Origin of the sequence: Gimesia sp. (assembly GCF_048260065.1) — a bacterium.
GTDB lineage: Bacteria > Planctomycetota > Planctomycetia > Planctomycetales > Planctomycetaceae > Gimesia.
Genome location: NZ_JBLXHC010000001.1, coordinates 775,149 through 795,165, shown reverse-complemented (window position 1 = coordinate 795,165; position 20,017 = coordinate 775,149). Strand labels below are relative to the sequence as shown.

At 51.9% G+C, this 20,017-nt stretch carries 17 protein-coding genes; 7 read left to right on the top strand and 10 right to left on the bottom strand.

The window, feature by feature from the left end; translation table 11 throughout:
• Nucleotides 1-129 precede the first annotated feature (129 nt).
• Together ACN0YN_RS02785 and ACN0YN_RS02780 are read right to left on the bottom strand one after the other, a co-directional pair.
• A complete protein-coding gene (locus ACN0YN_RS02785) occupies nt 130-1,593 on the bottom strand; it encodes an MBL fold metallo-hydrolase (RefSeq protein WP_417383454.1) in 1,464 nt (487 codons plus the stop codon).
• A complete protein-coding gene (locus ACN0YN_RS02780; protein ID WP_417383453.1) occupies nt 1,593-2,465 on the bottom strand; it encodes a sulfite exporter TauE/SafE family protein in 873 nt (290 codons plus the stop codon). Before ACN0YN_RS02780 ends, ACN0YN_RS02785 begins: the two co-directional genes overlap by 1 nt.
• Before the next feature lie 581 nt (nt 2,466-3,046).
• Here ACN0YN_RS02780 and ACN0YN_RS02775 point away from each other — a divergent pair.
• The 4 genes from ACN0YN_RS02775 (at nt 3,047) to ACN0YN_RS02760 (ending at nt 9,937) form a co-directional block, all read left to right on the top strand.
• Entirely contained in the window at nt 3,047-5,137 is a 2,091-nt protein-coding gene (locus tag ACN0YN_RS02775; RefSeq protein WP_417383452.1) for an amidase family protein, read from the top strand.
• An 867-nt stretch (nt 5,138-6,004) separates the two neighbouring features.
• A complete protein-coding gene (ilvA, locus tag ACN0YN_RS02770; RefSeq protein ID WP_417383451.1) occupies nt 6,005-7,525 on the top strand; it encodes a threonine ammonia-lyase, biosynthetic in 1,521 nt (506 codons plus the stop codon).
• 211 nt (nt 7,526-7,736) lie between these two features.
• Nucleotides 7,737-8,750, top strand: coding sequence for a WD40 repeat domain-containing protein (locus ACN0YN_RS02765; RefSeq protein WP_417383450.1), 1,014 nt, complete (start codon nt 7,737-7,739; stop codon nt 8,748-8,750).
• A 161-nt stretch (nt 8,751-8,911) separates the two neighbouring features.
• On the top strand, nt 8,912-9,937 hold the full coding sequence (locus ACN0YN_RS02760; RefSeq protein WP_417383449.1) for an alpha/beta hydrolase family protein: 1,026 nt from the start codon (nt 8,912-8,914) through the stop codon (nt 9,935-9,937).
• Between the two features lie 69 nt (nt 9,938-10,006).
• Here the strand turns inward: ACN0YN_RS02760 and ACN0YN_RS02755 are convergent, their stop codons facing one another.
• Both ACN0YN_RS02755 and ACN0YN_RS02750 read right to left on the bottom strand, forming a co-directional pair.
• On the bottom strand, nt 10,007-10,414 hold the full coding sequence (locus ACN0YN_RS02755) for a hypothetical protein (RefSeq protein WP_417383448.1): 408 nt from the start codon (nt 10,412-10,414) through the stop codon (nt 10,007-10,009).
• A 79-nt stretch (nt 10,415-10,493) separates the two neighbouring features.
• Entirely contained in the window at nt 10,494-11,396 is a 903-nt protein-coding gene (locus ACN0YN_RS02750; protein ID WP_417383447.1) for a cyclase family protein, read from the bottom strand.
• A gap of 127 nt (nt 11,397-11,523) precedes the next feature.
• Here ACN0YN_RS02750 and ACN0YN_RS02745 point away from each other — a divergent pair, with 127 nt between their 5' ends.
• The 3 genes from ACN0YN_RS02745 (at nt 11,524) to ACN0YN_RS02735 (ending at nt 14,377) form a co-directional block, all read left to right on the top strand.
• The gene (locus ACN0YN_RS02745) at nt 11,524-12,216 is read left to right on the top strand and encodes a DUF1559 domain-containing protein (RefSeq protein ID WP_417383446.1); all 693 of its coding nucleotides are present in this window, start codon (nt 11,524-11,526) and stop codon (nt 12,214-12,216) included.
• A 300-nt stretch (nt 12,217-12,516) separates the two neighbouring features.
• Nucleotides 12,517-13,863, top strand: a complete 1,347-nt coding sequence (locus tag ACN0YN_RS02740) for a dienelactone hydrolase family protein (protein ID WP_417383445.1) — start codon at nt 12,517-12,519, stop codon at nt 13,861-13,863.
• Nucleotides 13,864-13,897: 34 nt separating this feature from the next.
• Nucleotides 13,898-14,377 carry a hypothetical protein gene (locus ACN0YN_RS02735; RefSeq protein ID WP_417383444.1) on the top strand — a complete coding sequence of 160 codons (480 nt, stop codon included), beginning with the start codon at nt 13,898-13,900 and terminating at the stop codon, nt 14,375-14,377.
• Nucleotides 14,378-14,411: 34 nt separating this feature from the next.
• Here the strand turns inward: ACN0YN_RS02735 and ACN0YN_RS02730 are convergent, their stop codons facing one another.
• From ACN0YN_RS02730 to ACN0YN_RS02705, 6 genes are all read right to left on the bottom strand, one after another.
• Nucleotides 14,412-14,972 (bottom strand): hypothetical protein, encoded by a 561-nt coding sequence (locus ACN0YN_RS02730; RefSeq protein ID WP_417383443.1) that lies wholly within the window; start codon nt 14,970-14,972, stop codon nt 14,412-14,414.
• Nucleotides 14,973-15,057: 85 nt separating this feature from the next.
• Entirely contained in the window at nt 15,058-15,891 is an 834-nt protein-coding gene (locus ACN0YN_RS02725) for an SUMF1/EgtB/PvdO family nonheme iron enzyme (RefSeq protein ID WP_417383442.1), read from the bottom strand.
• Between the two features lie 184 nt (nt 15,892-16,075).
• Nucleotides 16,076-17,065 carry an alpha/beta hydrolase gene (locus ACN0YN_RS02720; RefSeq protein WP_417383441.1) on the bottom strand — a complete coding sequence of 330 codons (990 nt, stop codon included), beginning with the start codon at nt 17,063-17,065 and terminating at the stop codon, nt 16,076-16,078.
• A gap of 176 nt (nt 17,066-17,241) precedes the next feature.
• The gene (locus ACN0YN_RS02715; RefSeq protein ID WP_417383440.1) at nt 17,242-18,279 is read right to left on the bottom strand and encodes a phosphotransferase enzyme family protein; all 1,038 of its coding nucleotides are present in this window, start codon (nt 18,277-18,279) and stop codon (nt 17,242-17,244) included.
• 87 nt (nt 18,280-18,366) lie between these two features.
• Entirely contained in the window at nt 18,367-18,792 is a 426-nt protein-coding gene (locus ACN0YN_RS02710) for a hypothetical protein (RefSeq protein ID WP_417383439.1), read from the bottom strand.
• 75 nt (nt 18,793-18,867) lie between these two features.
• Nucleotides 18,868-19,845: a DUF1559 domain-containing protein gene (locus ACN0YN_RS02705; RefSeq protein WP_417383438.1), complete on the bottom strand. Its 978-nt coding sequence runs from the start codon at nt 19,843-19,845 to the stop codon at nt 18,868-18,870.
• Nucleotides 19,846-20,017: the final 172 nt, after the last annotated feature.

Sequence of the window (20,017 nt, the reverse complement as noted above, 5' to 3'; positions counted from 1 at the left end):
GCGCTGCGTCCTCTGACCTGCTGCTGCAGTTGAATGGACAGGAACCGACTCCCAGTCGAGGGAGAAGATACATGTGAATCACAATCCATGCTGCGAAAATAGTGAGTAAAACCAGGAAAGGTACCATGCTTATTTCTCCAGAGAACAGGCTTTAATACTTCCGGGACTGCAGGTTACCGGATCCTGAGCTGTCGAAGTGGAAGGTAATCCAGCCGCCTGCCATGCCAGAAAGCCTCCTGCCAGATTGATGACATCAAGTCCCGCTGCCTGCAGAAGACTGGCGGCAATCGCCGATCGGGCAGAACTCTGACACTGCACGACAATCGGCTGAGAACACTTGATTTCCGTCAGATGTTCCGGAAGACGACCGAGAAAACGATGCTCTGCCTGCGGGATATGGCTGGCATTCCATTCTGAATCCGCACGCACGTCAATCAGTTTGACTTCGTTTGCTTCAATCCGTGGAGCCAGCTCAGAGGGGGATTCCACTGGATAATTTTCTGTCGCCAATTCTTGTGTCACAACTTCAGAGCGGCGGAACGCACCCAGCAGTTGATCATCAATTCCGATTTTCTGAAGTACTCGTACAGCTTCTGCCAATGTATCTGCTTCCGTGATGAGATAAAGCGGTTTCGAATAGTCCACCAGCCAGCCGGCCCAACCCGCCAGCATCGACAGCGGAATATTCATTGTTCCCGGCACATGAGCCTGTGAAAACTCAGCGGAAGGAGAAAGATCAAGCAGAGTCGCCTGATCACGGATTACTTCAATTTGAGCTGGTTCGAAAAACTCAGGCAGACCGGCGTCCCCAATAATGACAGGGCCTTCCTTATTCACGCGTTTCATGACAGCAAAATATTTCGGTGCTTCAGGCTGATCAGACAGAATGTATTGGACGAAAGCTGTTTCGTCATCATACTGCAATGCAGGATTGAATCGTTTTTCATATCCCACGGTTGAAGAGGGAATGGCACCCAGCCCTTTCCCGCAAGCACTTCCCGCGCCGTGCGCCGGCCAGAGCTGCAGATAATCCGGCAGCTGTTTGAAACGTTCCGCCGAATGAAACAGCTGATGAGCGCCTGCTTCCGCACTCCCTTTAATACCCGCAGCTTCTTCCAACAGGTCTGGTCGACCAATGGAGCCTACGAATACGAAGTCGCCAGTAAAGATTCCCATCGGCTCTGTCGCGCCGCCCCCCTGGTCTGTCAGCAGGAACGAGATACTTTCGGGAGTATGCCCCGGAGTGTGCATTACCTGAAACTGGATGTTCCCGATCAGGAACGTATCCCCATCTTTCAGTAATTGTGATTCATACTGGGCTGCATATTTATACTTCCATTCTGCCGGGCCTTCATCAGAGACATACAGCTTCGCCCCCACACGATCAGCCAGTTCGCGCGCACCGGAGACATAGTCAGCATGAATGTGTGTCTCTGCGACTGCGGTCAGTTTGACCCCTTCGCGTTTTGCTGTTTCCAGGTATTGGTCGATGTCTCTGCCCGGATCAACCACGACCGCTTCTTTTGTTTTTTGACACCCGACAAGATAAGAAGCATGGGCCAGTTTCGGATCATAGAAATATTTCAGTAACATCACTTTTCTCCTTTGTTAATATGAACAGAGATCAGACTCTTTGTTTGAATGTGATTCGAGTGGACAATTCCGGGAGGAGTGGAAGCAGGTGCTGCAGCATGCAGGTACTTGCCCCCTTCATGAACAATCACAAATCCTCCCAATAAAAGTAGAAAACCTGCAAATATCGATTTCAGTTTTTGCTGATTCAGTCGAGTATTTATCTGGCGTCCGATGATGCTGCCAACAATGCCGATGACAGCGAAAATCAGAATTGTCTGCCAGTCAACTGACAGATTGTTTGCCTCCAGATAGAATTCGTATTTTGTAAAACCGACGGCGGCCTGAAAGGCAATGATGACCAGACTTGTCCCGATCGCCAGACGCATGGGAAGTTTACCCAGAATCACTAACGCCGGCACGATCAGGAAGCCCCCTCCGACTCCTACAAAACCCGTCAGGATTCCCGCAAGGATGCCTTCCAGTCCAATCTTCCACGCCGGGGACCGTTGAGAGGACGAGTCATTAATCACTTCTGTATTGCCTGGTTTTCTGAGCATGATCAGAGCGGCCGCCAGTAAGACACCGCCAAACACCACCAGTTGAATGGTTTCAGCAGCCAGTCCCCCCAACCAGGCTCCCACCAAAGTTCCCAGCATTCCCGGGAGACCGAAAAAGAGCACACTGCGCCAGTCAATCTGTTTTGAACTGGCATAGGGAACGGCTGCCGCTATGGCGATCAGTCCCACGATTGCCATCGATTCTGCGATCGATTCCTTCGTCCCATGACCGACCAGATAGATCAGAACCGGCACCGTGATCGCAGATCCTCCTGCTCCCAGCAGACCTAAGGTCAATCCAATCAAAAGAGAACCAGTCAAAATATAAACCATGACGTAATTCCGATAAGTCCTGACAATCTGTTACACAGACAACGGACAAACAATTCGTCCTGACTTCCTGTCCTGATCACATTGTATCGTAATATTGCGACATTACAATATTTCATGTTAATAACTTATCGGATATTTCAATTCGGGACATAAGAGCAGAACTGCCGAGGGAGTCTCGTTTTCAATGATAGGACAGCTGATTAATAAACCGCCTGAACTACGGCACCTATAAATAACTACTATCATTGCACTTACGAAACATCCCGTGTTTTATTCTGAGGCTGATTTCTCAAATACGCACTTTTCAGGACTGCTATTTTCCGCAGCTCAGCTCTCCAGAGTCGCTCCTCAACTGAACTGGACACTTAATGCGGACTCAATTCATACTCTCCGACAATCAATTCGCGATACGAAACTGTGTTACATTCCGGTTTTCGGCTGGACTACATAAAATCTGCCTGTTCCGCGCGAAATGCTCTGTCTTGGAACGTGTTTTCGTTCCGGGTAGCATGTAGGAAATCACCTGCCGTTCCGTCAGGTTGATTCTGGCATCGTGCTCAATGATTTAAAGGGAAGATTGTATGAATCGACTCGGCAGGGTCTATCTTATTTTATTCGTCCTGTTGACACCTCTTTACTGGGACAACCTGTTCGCTGGAGAAGAGAATACTCCTCGTTTACGAAAACTTGATTTCACCCCATTTCAAAAAGAGCTGAATCGCTTTTCCGCCCACCGAGCGACTGAAATCGAAGAATTGCTCCGCGATGCAACAATCCTGGATCTCCAGGCAACTCTGAAAGCCGGTAAGCTGACATCCGAAGAGCTCACGCTTTTTTTTCTCGATCGTATTCACCGGTTTGATGAAAACCTGCGGAGCTTTACTGAGCTGAACCCCAACGCATTAACAGAAGCCAGGGCCGCTGATGCCTTACGCGCCAGGGGAATCGTACACAGTCACTTACACGGAATCCCGATCAATCTTAAAGACAACATTGATACAAAGTCCCCGCTGCACACGACCGGCGGCGCGGAAATTCTGCTCAATCACAGTCCGGAACAGGATGCTGAACTCGTTACCAGCCTGCGCACAGCCGGAGCGGTGATACTGGGAAAAGCCAGTCTTTCTGAATTCGCAGGGGCATTAACGATGGATCCGACCGGCGCGAATGCCGTCAGTGGTGCCGGTGTGAATCCCTACGATCCGGAACTGGAAGTCTCTGGTTCCAGCAGTGGCTCTGCCATTTCAACCTCTGCTTTCCTGACGACAGCCAGTATCGGCACCGAAACTTCAGGCTCACTGATTTCCCCTGCTTCGCAGAATGGGTGTGTCAGCATGAAGCCCAGCCTGGGCATGGTCAGTGGCACTGGAGTCATCCCGCTGGTCCGATTTCAGGATTCCGCCGGCCCCATCACCCGCAATGTCACGGATACTGCCATCATGCTCGCGGCAATTGACACCAGAGACGTCGATTATCTTTCCCTGTTAAACAGAGATGCATTGAAAGACGTGTCGGTCGGCATTCTGCGCGAGGAAATCCTCTGGTCTTCCGCCCCGCCGCTCCCTCTGGAATTCTTTTCAGAGCAGCATGCTCTCATGCAGCGAATTGATCGTGGACTGCAGAAAACTCACGCCAGTCCCCGGGCAATACAACTGCCATCGGAAGAGCTCAAATCATTAAGTCAACTGATCTTTATTGGTCTTGCTCAAGACACTGTTGGCTATCTCGTCAATGCAGGAGCACCGGTGACTTCGCTCTCGGATCTGCGGAATTACAATGAACAACAGCCCGAAACACGTGTCCCGTTCGGCCAGCTGCTGGTCGCCTATGCCTGCAGCATGGTTGGCGAATTCGCAGATCAGGTCGGTTCTGAAGAAAACGATTTGCCCAGACAGTATGAACAACTGGCGCTGCAAGTTCGCAGGCAGGCCGCTGATATACTCGACCGAATCTTCGCTGAAAATCAAATCGATCTGATCGTCAGTCTGGCAAATGACCAGTCGCCGCTTTACGCGACAGCCGGTTATCCGGCGATTACGATTCCCCTGGGTCTGGATAAGGCCGGCTCCCCTATCGGCGTCACATTGATCGGCAAGCAGGGAGAAGATGCAAAATTACTGGCCCGGGCATTCGCGTTCGAACAGGCGACCAGGTATCGAATCAATCCGGGCAAACCATTCAGGCAGATTCATCGATTCCAGGGCGTTACCTTTGATCTGCAGTCGCCCAACATCCATTTCGGAAATACGCTCGTACTGAAATCAGCGAAAAAACAGATCAAATCAAAACCGATCCGCCAGGAAATTAAAGGTTCAGTCCTTGGCATGCAGGCCAGAGATCTCAATCAGGACAGTATCCCGGAAGCTTATATTTTTGTGCGCGATGCAGACGACACCGATTCCCTGCTCATCTATACGTTCAATAATCAAGATGCTTTAACCAGAATCGATTTCCCCAACCTGACTGACACGGTGGGATATTACGGCAATGATCACTTTTCGGTAAATGCAACGACGATCGAACGAATCTATCCGCTCTATACCAGCGATCCCGAAGACATCCGCCCCACGGGGAAAAACCGACAGATCACCTACCAGCTGAAACAGAATGCCGAAGGCGTGCATCTGGAGCAGATCCAAAGCAACGATCGCGACAGCCCTGTAATTGAATAAGACGGCAACCGCCGATTGTTGTGATTCATATTCAAAGCGATACACATTCATTCGCTCCCTCCCCTTCATACTTGAGTAATCAAAAAGCGTCTGAAGAAAACGCATCAGTGTCATTCAGCTCACGTCTGCTCCTATTTCTTCCCACTGTGAAAATTCGACTTGACCCCGCCGCGCCGCTGGCGATAAACGCTAATCTGCGTCGCGCGCGATACAGTATTTCTTCAGCGAAACAGCGCGCATCACTGAAAACATCGGCACTATAAAACAACCTTGTCTCAGCACGATTCATGAAAAACCTGCTCAAACATACTCTGTGGGTCGACACATATCGCCCCTTGATCGCCTCGGCACTGCAGCTGGTCGTTCCCATATCGGACCGGTATCAACCTGTATCGCCACATGACTTTGTCCACTTCCCCTTGACGCCCCCGCGCCTCTACAGAAAATCCAGTCTTATCAAACAGCAGAGAATCAGAAAAATTTATGAAAGCTGACATGTTGAGACCTTTTCGGATTAAATCTCAGGATGCCATCTGTCGGCTCGCCCGACAGTGCCCGAGTAACCAGTCAAATACACATAAAAAAAGGGTGGTCCCGGATGCACATCCGGGACGAGCGCAGCGAGCAGGAAACTGACAGATCGACTCACAGCTTCCCAGAGATTCTCCCCAACAAATCGAAGTCCTGTAGCAACTCGCTCACAGTTCACTGGTTTCAAAACAGTACGCCCTGTATTCTACTAAATCAGGTCAGACAGCATGCAGATGAAGAACCAGCAGAGATGCCTGATGAACCCGAACCGTTCTGATTTGTCTGATCAGAAACCCTTTACTGCTCCCATTTCATCGCTATAAAAAAGACACTTTCATGGAAACACGTTTACTGGACTACCTGCAGAGAATTCTCAACTCCCGCGTCTACGATGTCGCCATTGAGTCACCGCTGGAACTGACCGAGAAACTGTCAAACCGTCTGGCTAACAAGGTCTGGCTCAAGCGGGAAGACAAACAGCCGGTTCACAGCTTCAAGCTCCGCGGTGCCTACAACAAAATGTCACGGCTCACTCCCGCCGAACTCGAGCGTGGCGTCGTCTGTTCCTCCGCAGGAAACCACGCCCAGGGGGTCGCCCTCAGCGCCCGCCAGCTCGGCTGTCAGGCCCACATCGTCATGCCGGTGACCACTCCCGAACTCAAATCCGACGCCGTCCGGGCACTGGGTGCACAGGTCATCCTCTTCGGTGACAGCTATTCCGATGCCTACCTGCACGCACTCGAACTTCAGAAAAAGCATCAGTACGTCTTCGTCCATCCCTTTGACGATCCCGATGTCATCGCCGGCCAGGGAACGGTCGGCATGGAAATCCTCCGCCAGCACCAGCATCCCATTCACGCCGTCTTTGTCGCCATCGGCGGGGGTGGTCTCATCTCGGGAGTGGCCGCTTACATCAAAGCCGTGCGTCCTGAAATCAAAGTGATCGGGGTCCAGATGGCCGACTCCAACGCGATGCTGCAGTCTATCGAATCAGGTCACCCCGTCACCCTGCCCGATGTCGGTCTCTTCTCCGACGGAACCGCCGTCAAGCTGGTCGGCACGGAAACCTTCCGCCTGACACAGGAACTGGTGGACGACTTTGTCACCGTCGACACCGACGCCGTCTGTGCCGCCATCAAAGATGCCTTTGAAGACACGCGCAGCATCCTCGAACCGGCCGGCGCGATGGGCATCGCCGGGCTCAAACAGTATGTCGCACAGCATCAGCTGCAGGGACAGAATCTTGTCGCCATCACCTGCGGCGCCAATATGAATTTTGATCGTCTGCGATTTGTCGCCGAACGGGCTGAGGTCGGTGAAGAACGTGAAGCCCTGTTCGCCGTTACCATTCCGGAAGAACGAGGCAGCTTCAAACAGTTCTGTGAAATTGTCGGCCAGCGCAGCGTCACTGAATTCAGTTACCGCATTAGCGATGAACGGGAAGCGCATGTACTCGTCGGCCTGTCGATCCGCAATCGAAGCGAAGTCCCCGAAATCACACAGGACTTCGCTTCTCGCGGATTTGGCGTCCTCGATCTGGTCGACGATGATCTGGTCAAAGATCATCTCCGCTACATGGTCGGTGGCAGAAGTCCCCTCGTCGGCAATGAACGGCTCTACCGGTTCGAGTTTCCCGAACGCCCTGGCGCTCTGATGCGATTTCTCTCGCGGATGCATCCCAGCTGGAACATCAGCCTCTTTCATTACCGTAACCAGGGTTCCGACTTCGGCCGTATCCTGGTCGGTATCCAGGTTCCCGACGCCGAACTGCCTGACTTCCAGGACTTCCTGGCAACATTAGGTTACCGCCACATCGATGAATCAGAAAACCCCGTCTATCAACTGTTTCTGCGTTAAGATTGCCAGCTGGTTGAAGATAGTCTTTCCAATGCTGGAAGAGCCGGGTAAATTAGAATAAAAGTAACGCGAGTGAAAAAGGAATTTCTCTCGTCTGACAGAGCAGATTAATCTTTCCGGGTAAAAAGTGACTGGATCCGGTAAATGAATGCTCATGTAATTGTGCCTGATAATCAAACATCCCCCGTTGATGAGATCAGGAGAACGAAACATGATAATCAGATATTGGCTTCTGATTGCCGTGCTGATCATCTCAGGGTGTGGAGAAACACCGCAGGCAGATGGCTCTGCCTGGTATTTAAGCTTTTCGCCTGACAGCCACTATTTACTGGCCACAGGACGATTCGATGATGCCTATACTACCCGGGTCTTTTCCATTACAAAGCAGAATAACCTGACACGGATCGCTTCACTTTCCACTCAGGTAGGCAATGCTGAATGGAGCCATGACAGTCAAAAGATCTTTTTTCTGAACACAGAGCAGCATCGGATTGATGTCTTCGATGTCAAACAAAAATCGGTAAAAGAAGGATGTGACTTCCAATGGCCAGCAGGGATCGTGAAGCATTTAACAGAAAACACGCTCGTTGTAGCCCCGATATTGATTGCAGATTTCAAACATCCTGATGAGTCCCCGGCGGTCATCAATGCCTGTTGTTCAATAGAACAATCTGTTACCACAGAATTTGGAGGTTGTGATTCAGGTACGATCTTTTCCATAAGTTGTGCAGAGACAAAGGAGGGATCTGTTGCCGCATCCTATTGGGGTGATTGCTCTGTCGAAATCTGGGATTACAAGAACGAAACGATGATATTGCGATATCGCCTTCCGCAACTTACAGATTGTTGGGTCAAACTCAGCCCTGACGGACAACGGATGGCTGCACTGGAAGCAGATGGATTATCGGTATGGAAATTAGGGCAAAGCGCCCCAGAGCAATTATTTAAGATCAATAAAAGTATTGTCTCAACAGATACGATCGAACTGGATCATGCACTTCAGAATCGCCTTAGTTTTAGTCGAGATGGAGAACGACTTGCGGTTTGTTTCGATAAGGAAGTTCAAGTTATTGAAGTTTCAGATGAAAAATTGATATTCTCCCGAAACTTTGGAAGAGCGAATGAGGTAGTGACCTGCGCAATTTCACCCGATGGAAAATGGATCGCGTTTTCCGGCAATTACGGAACGGGGATACGGCTGCAGACAATCAACACGGCAAACTGAATTACTTCGCAAAAACCTTAAATTCAAGCGATACTCGAGATGATCTAAACTGTTAGATAAATGTTTCGTTCTTGATTCAATTAACATTTCGATCACCATCAAATACAATCATTGTCGAATTCAAGTCGATTCATCCCGGCAGTGTAGAACAGGATAAACCCATGAAACTTCTGTCCCTCTGTCTGTTTCTGACCGCCAGTCTGCTCCTGCTTGACCACAATTCTGCACTGGCAGAACAATACAATCCCCTGAAAACGATAGAAAACAGCTCATCGAAACCGATCGACATTACGATGCGGGACAAAAACCGGGATCGCAACATTCCCCTGCGGATTTACCTCCCCGCACAGAAACAGGCGGCTCCGGTTGTTCTGTTCAGCCATGGACTGGGGGGATCGCGAACGGGCTGCCAGTACCTGGGAGAACACTGGTCGGCCCGCGGCTATGTTGTCGTCTACATGCAGCACGCCGGCAGCGATGAAACGGTCTGGAAAGGCGTCCCCGTCCTCGAACGACTCAAAGCACTGAAATCGGCAACCACGCTGCAGAATACCGTCGACCGCTACCAGGATGTCTCGGCGGTACTCGATCAACTGTCACTGTGGAACAACGATGCGACCAGCCAGTTTCACAAAAAACTCGATCTGAGGCACATCGGCATGTCCGGTCATTCCTATGGCGCTGTCACGACGCAGGGGGTCAGCGGCCAGGCCTGGCGACTCGTCGGCCAGCGGTTTACCGATCCCCGCATTGAAGCCGCCGTCATGTTCAGTCCCAGTACGCAAGGCAAAACCGATCCCGCACTTTCATTCGGCGAGGTGAAGATTCCCTGGCTGCTGCTGACCGGCACGAAAGATACTTCCCCCATCAACGACACGACCGTCGAAGACCGCCGCAAAGTCTTTCAGGGTCTGCCCGACTCAATCGACAGATACGAACTCGTCCTCATCGACGCGCCGCACTCCGCGTTTGCCGACGGCACGGAACGCCCGGGCCGCTTCCGCCGCAATCCTAAATACCATGAGGAAATCCTGGCCGTCACAACCGCCTTCTGGGACACCTACCTCCGCCAGAACGAAGAGGCCCGCGTCTGGTTACAGGGCAAACCCTGCCAGCAGCAACTCGACCCCAAAGACGAATGGCAGTTCCAGACCGGGTCCGGGAAGAAAGTGAAAGAACAGAAATAAGTAACACGCAAATATAACTTCAGGAAAAAATATCCCAGACACCACGTGTGAAGATGAGATAAAGTGACATCATGGTTCATGCTTCTCCGTCGAACCTTGATTGCTGAGAGGCGATGTTTCTGAAGATTCATTAAGTGGCGAGATTCGTCCGAACAGATAAAAGACCCCACCTGTCGTTCCGGAGATCAACAGTGCGGCCGCTGCGAAGTAAGCTGCCTGATTCCAGTTCACCAGGGAGGTCAAGCCAAGTTGCAATCGCGCACTGGCAATGCACCCCATCACGCCGACAATCAGTCCGGTATCCATTGCCACAACACCGGTAAATTTTCCCCGCAGACCGAAGTGATAAATGATCCAGGGAGCCAGAGCAAAGCCCAGGAACAGAACCAGGGCCGAGCCATAAGGCAGTACCATGATGATGAACCCCAGCAGAATGCCGAACAGAAAGAGTCCCAGTGTGGTTCTCAGATAAGTCATGCTTGAGTTCGACCAAATATCAAAAGAAGTTCTATTAAATGTTTACAAAGGAATAGCATACCGTAATTAGCCGGAAAGCTCACGGTAAAATAGCAAACACCCGTGCCGGGAAGCCTGATCCCCCTTTGGGCTTGGGAAACGTCACCACGGCCAGGGCCCCTGTCTCTGGCAGCTGATCGAGATTCGTGAGCAGTTCAATCTGATAATGATCCTGACTCAGGATGTAAGATTCCAGGGAATAGTTGTCTTCGGTGGTCGCGCTGCCAGGGTCGGTGTCAGTCGTTTCGTGACCGGAAGCGGTGATGCCGCGCACTTCGTAGAGATACTTGAGCACTTCCAGACTCCAGCCCGGATAATGAGCCACGCCGTCTTTATCTTTGTTATGCATGGCAGCGTTATCGGGCCAGCGCTTCGACCAGTCGGTCCGCATCACCGCAAATGCATTTTCAGGAACCGGACCGTGCTGTGCCTCCCACTGGCGGACATCGTCCATCGTAATCGTGTAATCGGGATTCTGCTCCACGGCGGCATGCACATCAAACACGACCAGAGGCATAATCATCTCTTTGACAGGAATCTCATCCAGCGTACGGCCCCCTTTGACAAAATGCACGGGGGGATCAACGTGCGTCCCCCACTGACCGACATGACAATACATCTGCGCGAAAAAGCCCGAGCCGAGCGTATCGGGCCGTTTGTCGTACCAGTAAATGGTCTTCACACTCTCATCGGGAAAACCAGGCCAGTGCGGAATCCCCGGTTCAAAGGCATGCGTCAGGTCAACGAACTTCTTCCGCTGCAGGACTTCATACACCTGCGTCAGGTTGATCTCTCCTGCCTTGTTCTGAGTCGTTTCCGCCTTAACGACTTCCGAGACCGGCGACGACGTTTCCTGGCCGCAACCACTGAGCCCCGGAAGCAGCAGGCAGAGAAATATCAAAGCAGCGATACGTTGATGGCAGGTGGTGTGAATCTGAATCATCTCTGGTCCCGAATGTTTAAGTGGAATTGCAGCCAGCTGAAAATAAATTTGCTCTCCGTTGATTTTCCTGTAATGATGAGCTCTCTACAAGCATAATATGCTCCCCGATTCCGCAGAGGGCTCCCCTATGACGAACATACCACTTCGCAAGAAAATCGGTTACACAGTGCTGATGCTCCTGGTTCTGGTTGTGGCATTTGATCAGTTCCTGCGTTATTGTCAGACTCGCCGTGAAAGAATTAACGGCGCGATCCCGCTCAAGAACACGATGAAAATGCTGGGGCTGGCGCTCCATTATTATCAAGAGCGACATGGGTCTCTGCCAGACAACATCAGGGACACATCAACGGGCGAGAACCTGCTCAGCTGGCGTGTGCTTCTACCCGAAGAAGTGGACGAGACGCTGCCTGGTTATCAAAATTCCGAACCGTGGGACGCCCCCGGCAACAGCGAGCTGACGGGCTTTCTTCCCGATCTGTTTGAACATGCGGGCAATGACAGGCCGGTCACTCTGAGTGACCAGCGTGAGGCAGGCCTGACGAGTGCCCTGGGGGTGAAAAATCCCAGCGGCAACTGGAACGGCACCGATCCGGACAGCGAGCCGGTACTTTATATTAACGGCAAATCGGTCCTTTGCGTCGGCGTCGCTGCAGCGGAACGAGTCCCCTGGACCAGACCGGGCGATTATTCGATCTCCGAGGTAATCGACCAACTAGAGCAGGATCAGACCAGTGCCTCACCCACGATCCTGTTCACACTCTTCGCAGACGGCGACGTCGTCTCGCCCCCGTTTACCTGGAAGCTGAGCGAACCTGAGTAATCGATGGCACCGGGCAACATCCGCATTATTTCAATTCCAGACTGAACGTAAGCGATTATAAAACGGCGCACCTTATTTTCAGTTGCCATAAAACTCTCAGTACGATCACACAGCTCCGTGCCAGGAACCCCAACCCCCGCTTCGAGTAGTTCAGTCCTGCTTTCTTGAGTCGGAATCGGAGACAAATTCTCTGTTACGGAATCCGTATTTCATAAAAGGGTTTCTTCCCGGTGTCTGAAAACAGTACACTGACGGAAGATGAAATCCATCACACTTTCTGACAACAACAGAGGATCCTGCATGCTCATGAAACTGGAAGTCTCCCGATCTTACACTGCTGTCTGCTTCTGTGTCTGTTGCCTGCTCCCTCTGATCGACGGACAGTCCGTCCAGGCAGCCGACCAGAGTGCCAATATAACGCGTCTCTCTGAAATCCTGCCTGATCGGCCCTGGCCCGAACGACGGAAAGAGATCAAGCGTCGCTGGCTGGAACTGCTGGGACCTTTCCCCGAGAAAGTCCTTCCGCTTGACAGCAAAATGGAGCAGATAGAACAGAAAGATGGTCTGACTCGTTATCATGTCAGTTTTCAGACCGAAGCAGACGATCGGGTCACCGGTTGGTTGCTGGTGCCTGACGCTGCCAGGAATAAGCCGACCCCCGCAGTCATTTGCATCCACAGCACAACCTGGGGCTCAGGCAAAGACGCCACCATCGGTCTCTCCGGCCGCCGTCCCGTCGATCCACCGCGCGATCCACAGGTGGGAGCGGCCTACGGACTGACATTGGCACAGCATGGCTTTATCACATTGAGTATTGATCTGCTGGCCGACGGCGAACGGATCGATCCCCGGTATCGAGTAATGGACACTCGACCGTTTTATCAAAAGCATCCAGAATGGTCGATCGTCGGCAAAAACACGTGGGATATTATGCGTAGCGTCGATTTTCTCCAGACGCTGGACTTTGTGGACCATGACCAGATCGGATGTACGGGCTGGTCACTGGGAGGACACACGGCGCTCTTTGCAGCGGCCTTTGATGAACGGATCACAGCCACTGTCAGTAACGGAGGCGTCCTTGACTGGTGGCGAAATACGGCGGCCTGGTCCCGTAAACCGTCAACCTGGACTCCCTGGCGAAAGGGCATCGATGCGCCGACCAGCAGCAAAAAACTGGAACGCCGGTTTGGCTTCAAAACCAATAGTGGCCCTTATATCTACATCAAAAGCTTCCGTCCCTACATCGACGATCCCTCCCGACAGATTCCCATCGACTTCGACAGTCTGATGGCATTGGTCGCTCCGCGGCCCCTGCTGATCATCTCAACGGAACACGAATTTTATCGGCACCGCTTCTTCCCCAAAGCAAAGGAGACCCTGGAAATCTATGCCGACTGGAAAGATACAGATGGCTTACCCAGCGTCCTCCAAGCACGTCAGGAACGACGCGGATACGCCGAAACGCTCGAATATTACGGAACGCAGCATCTGATTAAACCGGAAAAAATAGAACAACAGCTTGGCGAATTCGGTGCAGGAGACTGTTTCAGCTGGTTTTCATTTCCCGGTGGTCACAGCTTTCCCGGTGTCGCCCGCAGGATGACCTTCGCCTGGTTTGACCGCTGGCTGGGCCGGACACTGTACTGATAATGAATCGGTTTCTCACTGCAAGATGAAATCTATGTCGTCACATACAACACAATTGAAAACCAGTTTTTTGCGGATCACCACCGCCATCGTGATTCTGTGTGCGATTTATCTCATCTCATATGCGATCGTGGGGCAATCCCCGCGATCGCAATTTAATCCGACCCAAAAGCTGTTTCAGATCTTATTCGCGGCGCTTCAAATTGGTCCACTGGTGCTGCTCTGGCAATGGATCTACAACCACCGGCTGAAACCGGCAGTGATACTCTGGGCTGCGTATACGGGATTCTGGCTGATCCTGATATTGATCACATGGCTGCTGCCACTGGGGCCTGTATACTTACTAATCATGATTCTCTTCTCGATGGGAGTTTTTTTGTATGCATCAATTCTGCTCGGCGCAGAAATCCGTTCTCGCCGGTACGATGTGACTACTCTGGTCGCAACCACAGTCACCCTGTTTTCCAGCGGTCAGCTTCTTGTCGATTTCGTATTAAACCCGATCGTGATTTGACTGCCGGATCGAGATTCATAAGCCCCTAAACCAGCTAACGAAACAAGCGGGGAGTACTGAGTCGATACCCCGTGATTCCGGCTGCTTCGATTGCCGCTTTCAGATCTTTGCGCATATAACATCCCGTAAAACGGGGTGGTCGATAAAGACTGAACAGGGCGACGTCATGTAAAGCTTCACAGTCAAAAATCAGATCTTCCGCCTCGGCATAGCTTGCCTCAGGGGGAATACTCACCGGGGGTTGCGGCAACTGCAACCACCAGTAATCCGGAATCTTCGCACGACGATGGATAACCGGTACCGGGTAAAACTGGTGTGGTGGCAGTGTGAACGTCTCCAGGATCGACTTGAACTTCCCGCTGATCAACCAGCCGCAGTTCCGGATCGGTGCCGAGCTGATCAGATCCGTAACGATCGCCCGGTCTTCCAGCAGTACTGTATTAAAGTTGGGGGTGAAGTCAGGTAACCCATCGAAGGGCAACTGATGTACGGAATCCGGTGCATCATAATCATAGTCGGCCCCCATCGTCTGATGTTGCGGGTCTACCCCCACACCCTCAAAGTGATCGTCAAATTTATAAAACTTCGGCTTCATTGGTTGCTTTCTCGCATAACAAGATGGCGGGAGGACAAGAGCCCTCATTCTAATTTGAATACGCGGGTATAAAACAGAGGCCGTTTCAGAGCTGAACCGAGATGGTACGACGGACATGCGCACCGAAGATCGGTTTATCTTCCAAAGCGGATTGAGAATGATAAGTATACGACGTTGCCAGCAGGTGCCACTCAAACATATAAGGTAAGTCTCCCCCACAACTCATTCCGCCGCCATCCCCGCCGCGCATGACACCGGGTTCTGCCACCAGTTCCCAGTTCCAGGGATTGTTCGCGATTGTTAACCCAAAGGCATTGGGTTGCGCATGCAACCAGTCCTGATCTGCAGACGGGCTCCGGTTGAGTGGGCTATGATCGCCCCAGCGAAAGAGTGTGCCGGCCCCTGCACCGCAGGCATATTCCCATTCGTCTGAAGTGGGAAGTCGGAACCCCTGGGATTCCAGCTCGGCTTTGATCTGTGAATGACGCACTGCCGGTTCTACATACGCGGGGGGATTGTCCTGGACCTGCTTCCTTCCGGGAATCCGGGCCTGTGCCTCCAGAAGAAAGGGAGAGAGGGAGACCGTACGCAACGGCGTCAAAAGTTCGTCCAGATAATCGTCGAAGGAAATTTCAGATTCGAATTCCTCACGGGCCATCTCCCAGAGTTCTGTTTCTTCTTCCGTGAGTGGAAAAGGCCGTTTCCAGGTAAATCCCAGGCGGAGCGTCTGTCCGGGAATGAGGACAAATTCCGCGCAATCGTATGTGAAGATCGCCAGGGTATTTTTCTGCTCCCCCGACTGAAACGTTCTGATGCCGGAATAGGCAAAACGGACGGGGAGCGTTTTCACAGCTGCGATCGCCGTATCTACCCGCTCGGAGTTTGTCAATCTGTTCCACGTATCGAGTTGCATCGACATCGGCATTACCTGTAACAATTGAGCAATGTAAAACGGTCAGACTTCAAATCCAGTAACCTTTCCTCGTGAAGTAAGCTTTCACTGACCGTTTCTGTTCACTGCGCTCACCCCGAATTGCATTCGGGGCTACCCTTTTTTCCTTCCATAATTGTACCTTTAGAACTGTTCATAGTTTGCAATCGAATCACTCGGCATGATATCCCTGCCACATCCAGAGTAGTGTGTCAGCCAGAGTCTGTTCGAAGACTTTGCGGTCGCAGTGTCGGGTCCCCTTGCTATAGACGTAGCGATAGTCGTAACCTTTGGACTTGAGCGCCTCGGCGGTTCGCTCATTAGCCATCACCCAGTTATGGTAGGTCTCTTCCGGATCGTCGGCCCGGTTATCATTTTCCGCCACATGTGTGAAAATTCGTAGCGGCTTTTTGTCGCTGTTTTCAATCAGCTTCATGCTCGAATGATATTCCCACGCGCCCAGAGGATATTCTGCTTCCTGAGGCGCATCATCGTCCTGCTGATCGACAAAGGTGCCGGAATACGTGATCAGACGGCGGAAGAGATCAGGACGGAACCAGCCCATCGTCAGCGCAGCCGCCCCGCCGGAACTGCAGCCCATGGTGGCCTTGCCCCAGGGATTATCGGTAAAGGCGATGTGCGGATAAGCGGCGCGAATCTGTTTGTTCTTCAGCACAGCCGGCAGAACTTCGTCATTGATAAACCGGGCGTAGCGGTCGGACATTGTATCGTACTCCAGGCCGCGCTCACTCCCCTTCCCGTCGTTACCGCCGTTCTGGACTGCGATTACAATAAACGCCGGCAGCCTGCGCGCAGGATCTTTCGAAATCGTCAGATTGTCCAGGGCATTGCAGACCAGGTCCATCCGGTTCGGTCCGTCCTGCATCACCAGAATCGGTGCTTTCGTTCCATCTTTGTACGCGGCGGGAACGTAGACGAAGATCTTACGGGTTTCCCGTACTTCTTTTTTCGGATCGAGTGTATTGTCGGTACCGGGAAAGATTTTACTCTCCGCCAGAGGCATCTCAAACTCGAACCGTTTCCCCTTGGGGTTGCCCTGATCCGTGAGCGCTGGATCAACCTTGTATTTGGGACCGACAACATAGCTGCCGTTCCCTTTCGTACCCGGGTGTTCCGTGTATTTTTCTGCAGAAAACAACATGCTGGAAGAAAACCCAGCTACAGATACGGCGAAAAGACAACAGACTTTTTGAAATTTGAGCAGCATAAGAGATCCCATCGAGGCGGGTAAGGATTGAAAAAAGGAAAACCAGCCTTCAGGCTACTCGAATTGCGCACGGTTATCAATCAATCCCGAATCATGAGGAATTCCAGGCTTCACAGCTGACACTGTTTGAGATCGACGTACAGTTTTTGACCATTCAGCCAGAGCTGTTCGATCCACGCCAGACTTTTCCTGACATGCGGATGCGGGTTCCCCATCGCAGTCTGCCAGTGTTCCGGGTCGGGCAGCATCAGGAAGTAGTTGGACACCGTATTCAACATGATCATGTCTGCTACGGTCTCTAACTGTTCGCGGTCGATTGTGTATTCTTCCCGGTAACCTTCTACCAGCTTTGCCAGAACATGTCCCGCCGTCTCCGCGCAGGCACCCGGAACCTGCAGGCTGGGATAGTAGTAATAGATAAAAAGCAGTACCGCCAGATCCATGGCACGCCAACCATAACAACCCAGGTCGAAATCGATCACCTGGACCTTGCCCTCCTCTACCAGAAAGTTCCCCGCATGAAAATCGCGATGTACCAGACCATAGTGACGGGGCACAGTTGGTCGGCTGCGACAATCGTCTGTAAACTCGCGCATCGCGTCAACAACAACAGGGTTGAAGATTTCTGGCAGTGGATCGGGAAACTGACCAAGTTTGATCTCGTACCAGGGCCTTCGGTCTCGGTCGACAGGTAACTGCAGCTGGTCTGATGCCCGATGAATCCTTCCGAGTGCACGCCCCAGTTTCAGAAACAGCTCGTCATTCCACTCTGCGGTATTTGTGGGATCGAGCTGCCGACCTCCAAATCGCTTGAAGCAGCAGACATGCATGGCTCCTTCATCCAGACCGATTGTTTCCAGCAGTTCGCCACGACGGGAAGGAACAGGTGTGGTGACCGTACAGCCATGCTGAATCAGATGTTCCAGCCAGAGCAATTCCCCCAGCAGTTCGTCGCGATCGCGCACGACTCCGTCGCTGATGCGAATAATGACCGGTGCCCCATCAACGAATTCGGTGGCAAACACATGATTCACACCGTCGCGTACCAATACTGTCTTTTCAGGAACCAACCCCCAGTGATCGACACATTGTGCCAGCGCATTAAAATAAGGCACAGAATCGCTGACAGGTAGATGATTCGGTTTCAAAGCGGACTCCCCCGTACAGATGTTGGCAGTTCTGCATCAGAGTATAGAGGGGATCAGTGGTTCCTGAAAGATCGTATTCGAAACAGCCTACTTCTTGCTCGTGGCGGTGGCCGGGACATCGAAGTCGAGGGTCGTCGAGGCCTGCGTGGGGTCGATCTCCGCTGTCGCCTGGTAATCCTCAAACAGAGGCGGACGGATTTCATTAGAACCGGTTGCAGTGAAGTCATATCCGGTGATCAGGATCTGAATCGCGCCGGCGACAGTCCCCTTCCCGCCGGACGCTCCCGTATCGTACTTACCCCCTTTGATCATGGCGTAGCCTACGGGACCTTCATTCCCTTTTTCCGCATCAGGCACGAATGTAATACGCCCACTCTCCAGGGGCGCTCCTTTATAGTTGATGGAGCCACTGACATCATAACGTTCAGGGCCATCATTACTGCTACCACAACCTGACAGACCGGTCAGACCGAGAAACAAAGTCAGCAATACAGCAAACGACAGACGGTTCATCCAGACATCTCCACGACAGACTTAACAGAAAAACGAAACAGTGGGAACAGACGGACTCTTACACAGACGATCTGTTTAAAATTCTCCCAGAACTTTACCGTCCGCGCGGTCGCCGAGGTTCCCATAGATGGCGATGCTGACGTTTTCGCTGATGAAACGCACGCTGCCATCACAAAGTGTGAAATGTGCGCCCCCCGTGTGCAGACTGCCGAAACCGTCGCTGTCGACCACGAACGGATAGACGCCGTCATCATCGGGTGTACTTCGATTGATGGGGCGGGTGGAATTTGTATTGCGGGAGACTAGTGTGTAGCGTTTGTGAATCCCGATTCCGCCCCAGGCTCCCCCTGTTTCGTAGATTGAGCTGCTGTCAACTTCGGTATATTGATTGTTACTGACTTCACCCAGCGCGATGGTGTTACTCGTGCCGTCGATGATATCGCGAAATCGTGTCGAAGAGTTTGTATAGAACACGCCAGGCATGGGGTTCATTGAAGTCGCCTGTCCATAGTTGTTGATGTTACCACGACAGCTGACATAACTGGATCGGCCGTAACCGTTGATGGTGGTCCCTTTATTGAACTGCGTATCTGACGGGCATGAGAAGACGGACAGTGTCGTGCCCAGCATATTCGTGCTGTTAGGTCCCTGCAGCAGTCCATGGCCGGATACGAACGAGCCCCCGTGGACATAAACCTGGTAGTCACTTTTGTTAAAGTCCTGCAGATTGTACAGCGGTGCCTGATCCAGAAACGGAAGCAGGTACAGTCCCCAGGCAGGGTTATGGCCAACATAACGATGGTCATTACTGGGAACTGGAGTGCCCCCCGAAGACATGAACTGAGGCACTATCCAGCCAGGCGGAAAAACTGCATGTGCTTCGTGATAGTTATGCAAAGCGATACCAAGCTGCTTCAGATTGTTTTTGCAACTGGAACGACGAGCCGCTTCCCGGGCCTGTTGAACCGCGGGAAGTAAAAGAGCAATGAGAATAGCAATGATGGCAATGACCACCAACAATTCGATCAATGTAAATCCACGACGTTGCATCATGAAATCCTGCTAATTAATGAAGAGGTAGGAAGGCAATACAATACCGTAAATGCGAGCTCTGCATTTTTAGCTGGAGGAAGGCTGAGAGCAATTCGTCATTCGTGCACGCAAGTGGGATCGTGCTTTCACTCCATCTGTCTTCACCAAAGGAGTCGTTTTTCCTGACGAGACG

What these genes read in the sequence shown, in the direction of transcription:
- ACN0YN_RS02745 (WP_417383446.1), top strand. Translation starts at nt 11,524, where the DNA reads ATGACGAACATACCACTTCGCAAGAAAATCGGTTACACAGTGCTGATG.
- ACN0YN_RS02705 (WP_417383438.1), bottom strand. Translation starts at nt 19,845, where the DNA reads ATGATGCAACGTCGTGGATTTACATTGATCGAATTGTTGGTGGTCATT.
- ACN0YN_RS02730 (WP_417383443.1), bottom strand. Translation starts at nt 14,972, where the DNA reads ATGAAGCCGAAGTTTTATAAATTTGACGATCACTTTGAGGGTGTGGGG.
- ACN0YN_RS02710 (WP_417383439.1), bottom strand. Translation starts at nt 18,792, where the DNA reads ATGAACCGTCTGTCGTTTGCTGTATTGCTGACTTTGTTTCTCGGTCTG.
- ilvA (WP_417383451.1), top strand. Translation starts at nt 6,005, where the DNA reads ATGGAAACACGTTTACTGGACTACCTGCAGAGAATTCTCAACTCCCGC.
- ACN0YN_RS02760 (WP_417383449.1), top strand. Translation starts at nt 8,912, where the DNA reads ATGAAACTTCTGTCCCTCTGTCTGTTTCTGACCGCCAGTCTGCTCCTG.
- ACN0YN_RS02780 (WP_417383453.1), bottom strand. Translation starts at nt 2,465, where the DNA reads ATGGTTTATATTTTGACTGGTTCTCTTTTGATTGGATTGACCTTAGGT.
- ACN0YN_RS02720 (WP_417383441.1), bottom strand. Translation starts at nt 17,065, where the DNA reads ATGTTGTTTTCTGCAGAAAAATACACGGAACACCCGGGTACGAAAGGG.
- ACN0YN_RS02785 (WP_417383454.1), bottom strand. Translation starts at nt 1,593, where the DNA reads ATGTTACTGAAATATTTCTATGATCCGAAACTGGCCCATGCTTCTTAT.
- ACN0YN_RS02750 (WP_417383447.1), bottom strand. Translation starts at nt 11,396, where the DNA reads ATGATTCAGATTCACACCACCTGCCATCAACGTATCGCTGCTTTGATA.
- ACN0YN_RS02725 (WP_417383442.1), bottom strand. Translation starts at nt 15,891, where the DNA reads ATGTCGATGCAACTCGATACGTGGAACAGATTGACAAACTCCGAGCGG.
- ACN0YN_RS02735 (WP_417383444.1), top strand. Translation starts at nt 13,898, where the DNA reads ATGTCGTCACATACAACACAATTGAAAACCAGTTTTTTGCGGATCACC.
- ACN0YN_RS02775 (WP_417383452.1), top strand. Translation starts at nt 3,047, where the DNA reads ATGAATCGACTCGGCAGGGTCTATCTTATTTTATTCGTCCTGTTGACA.
- ACN0YN_RS02740 (WP_417383445.1), top strand. Translation starts at nt 12,517, where the DNA reads ATGCTCATGAAACTGGAAGTCTCCCGATCTTACACTGCTGTCTGCTTC.
- ACN0YN_RS02765 (WP_417383450.1), top strand. Translation starts at nt 7,737, where the DNA reads ATGATAATCAGATATTGGCTTCTGATTGCCGTGCTGATCATCTCAGGG.
- ACN0YN_RS02755 (WP_417383448.1), bottom strand. Translation starts at nt 10,414, where the DNA reads ATGACTTATCTGAGAACCACACTGGGACTCTTTCTGTTCGGCATTCTG.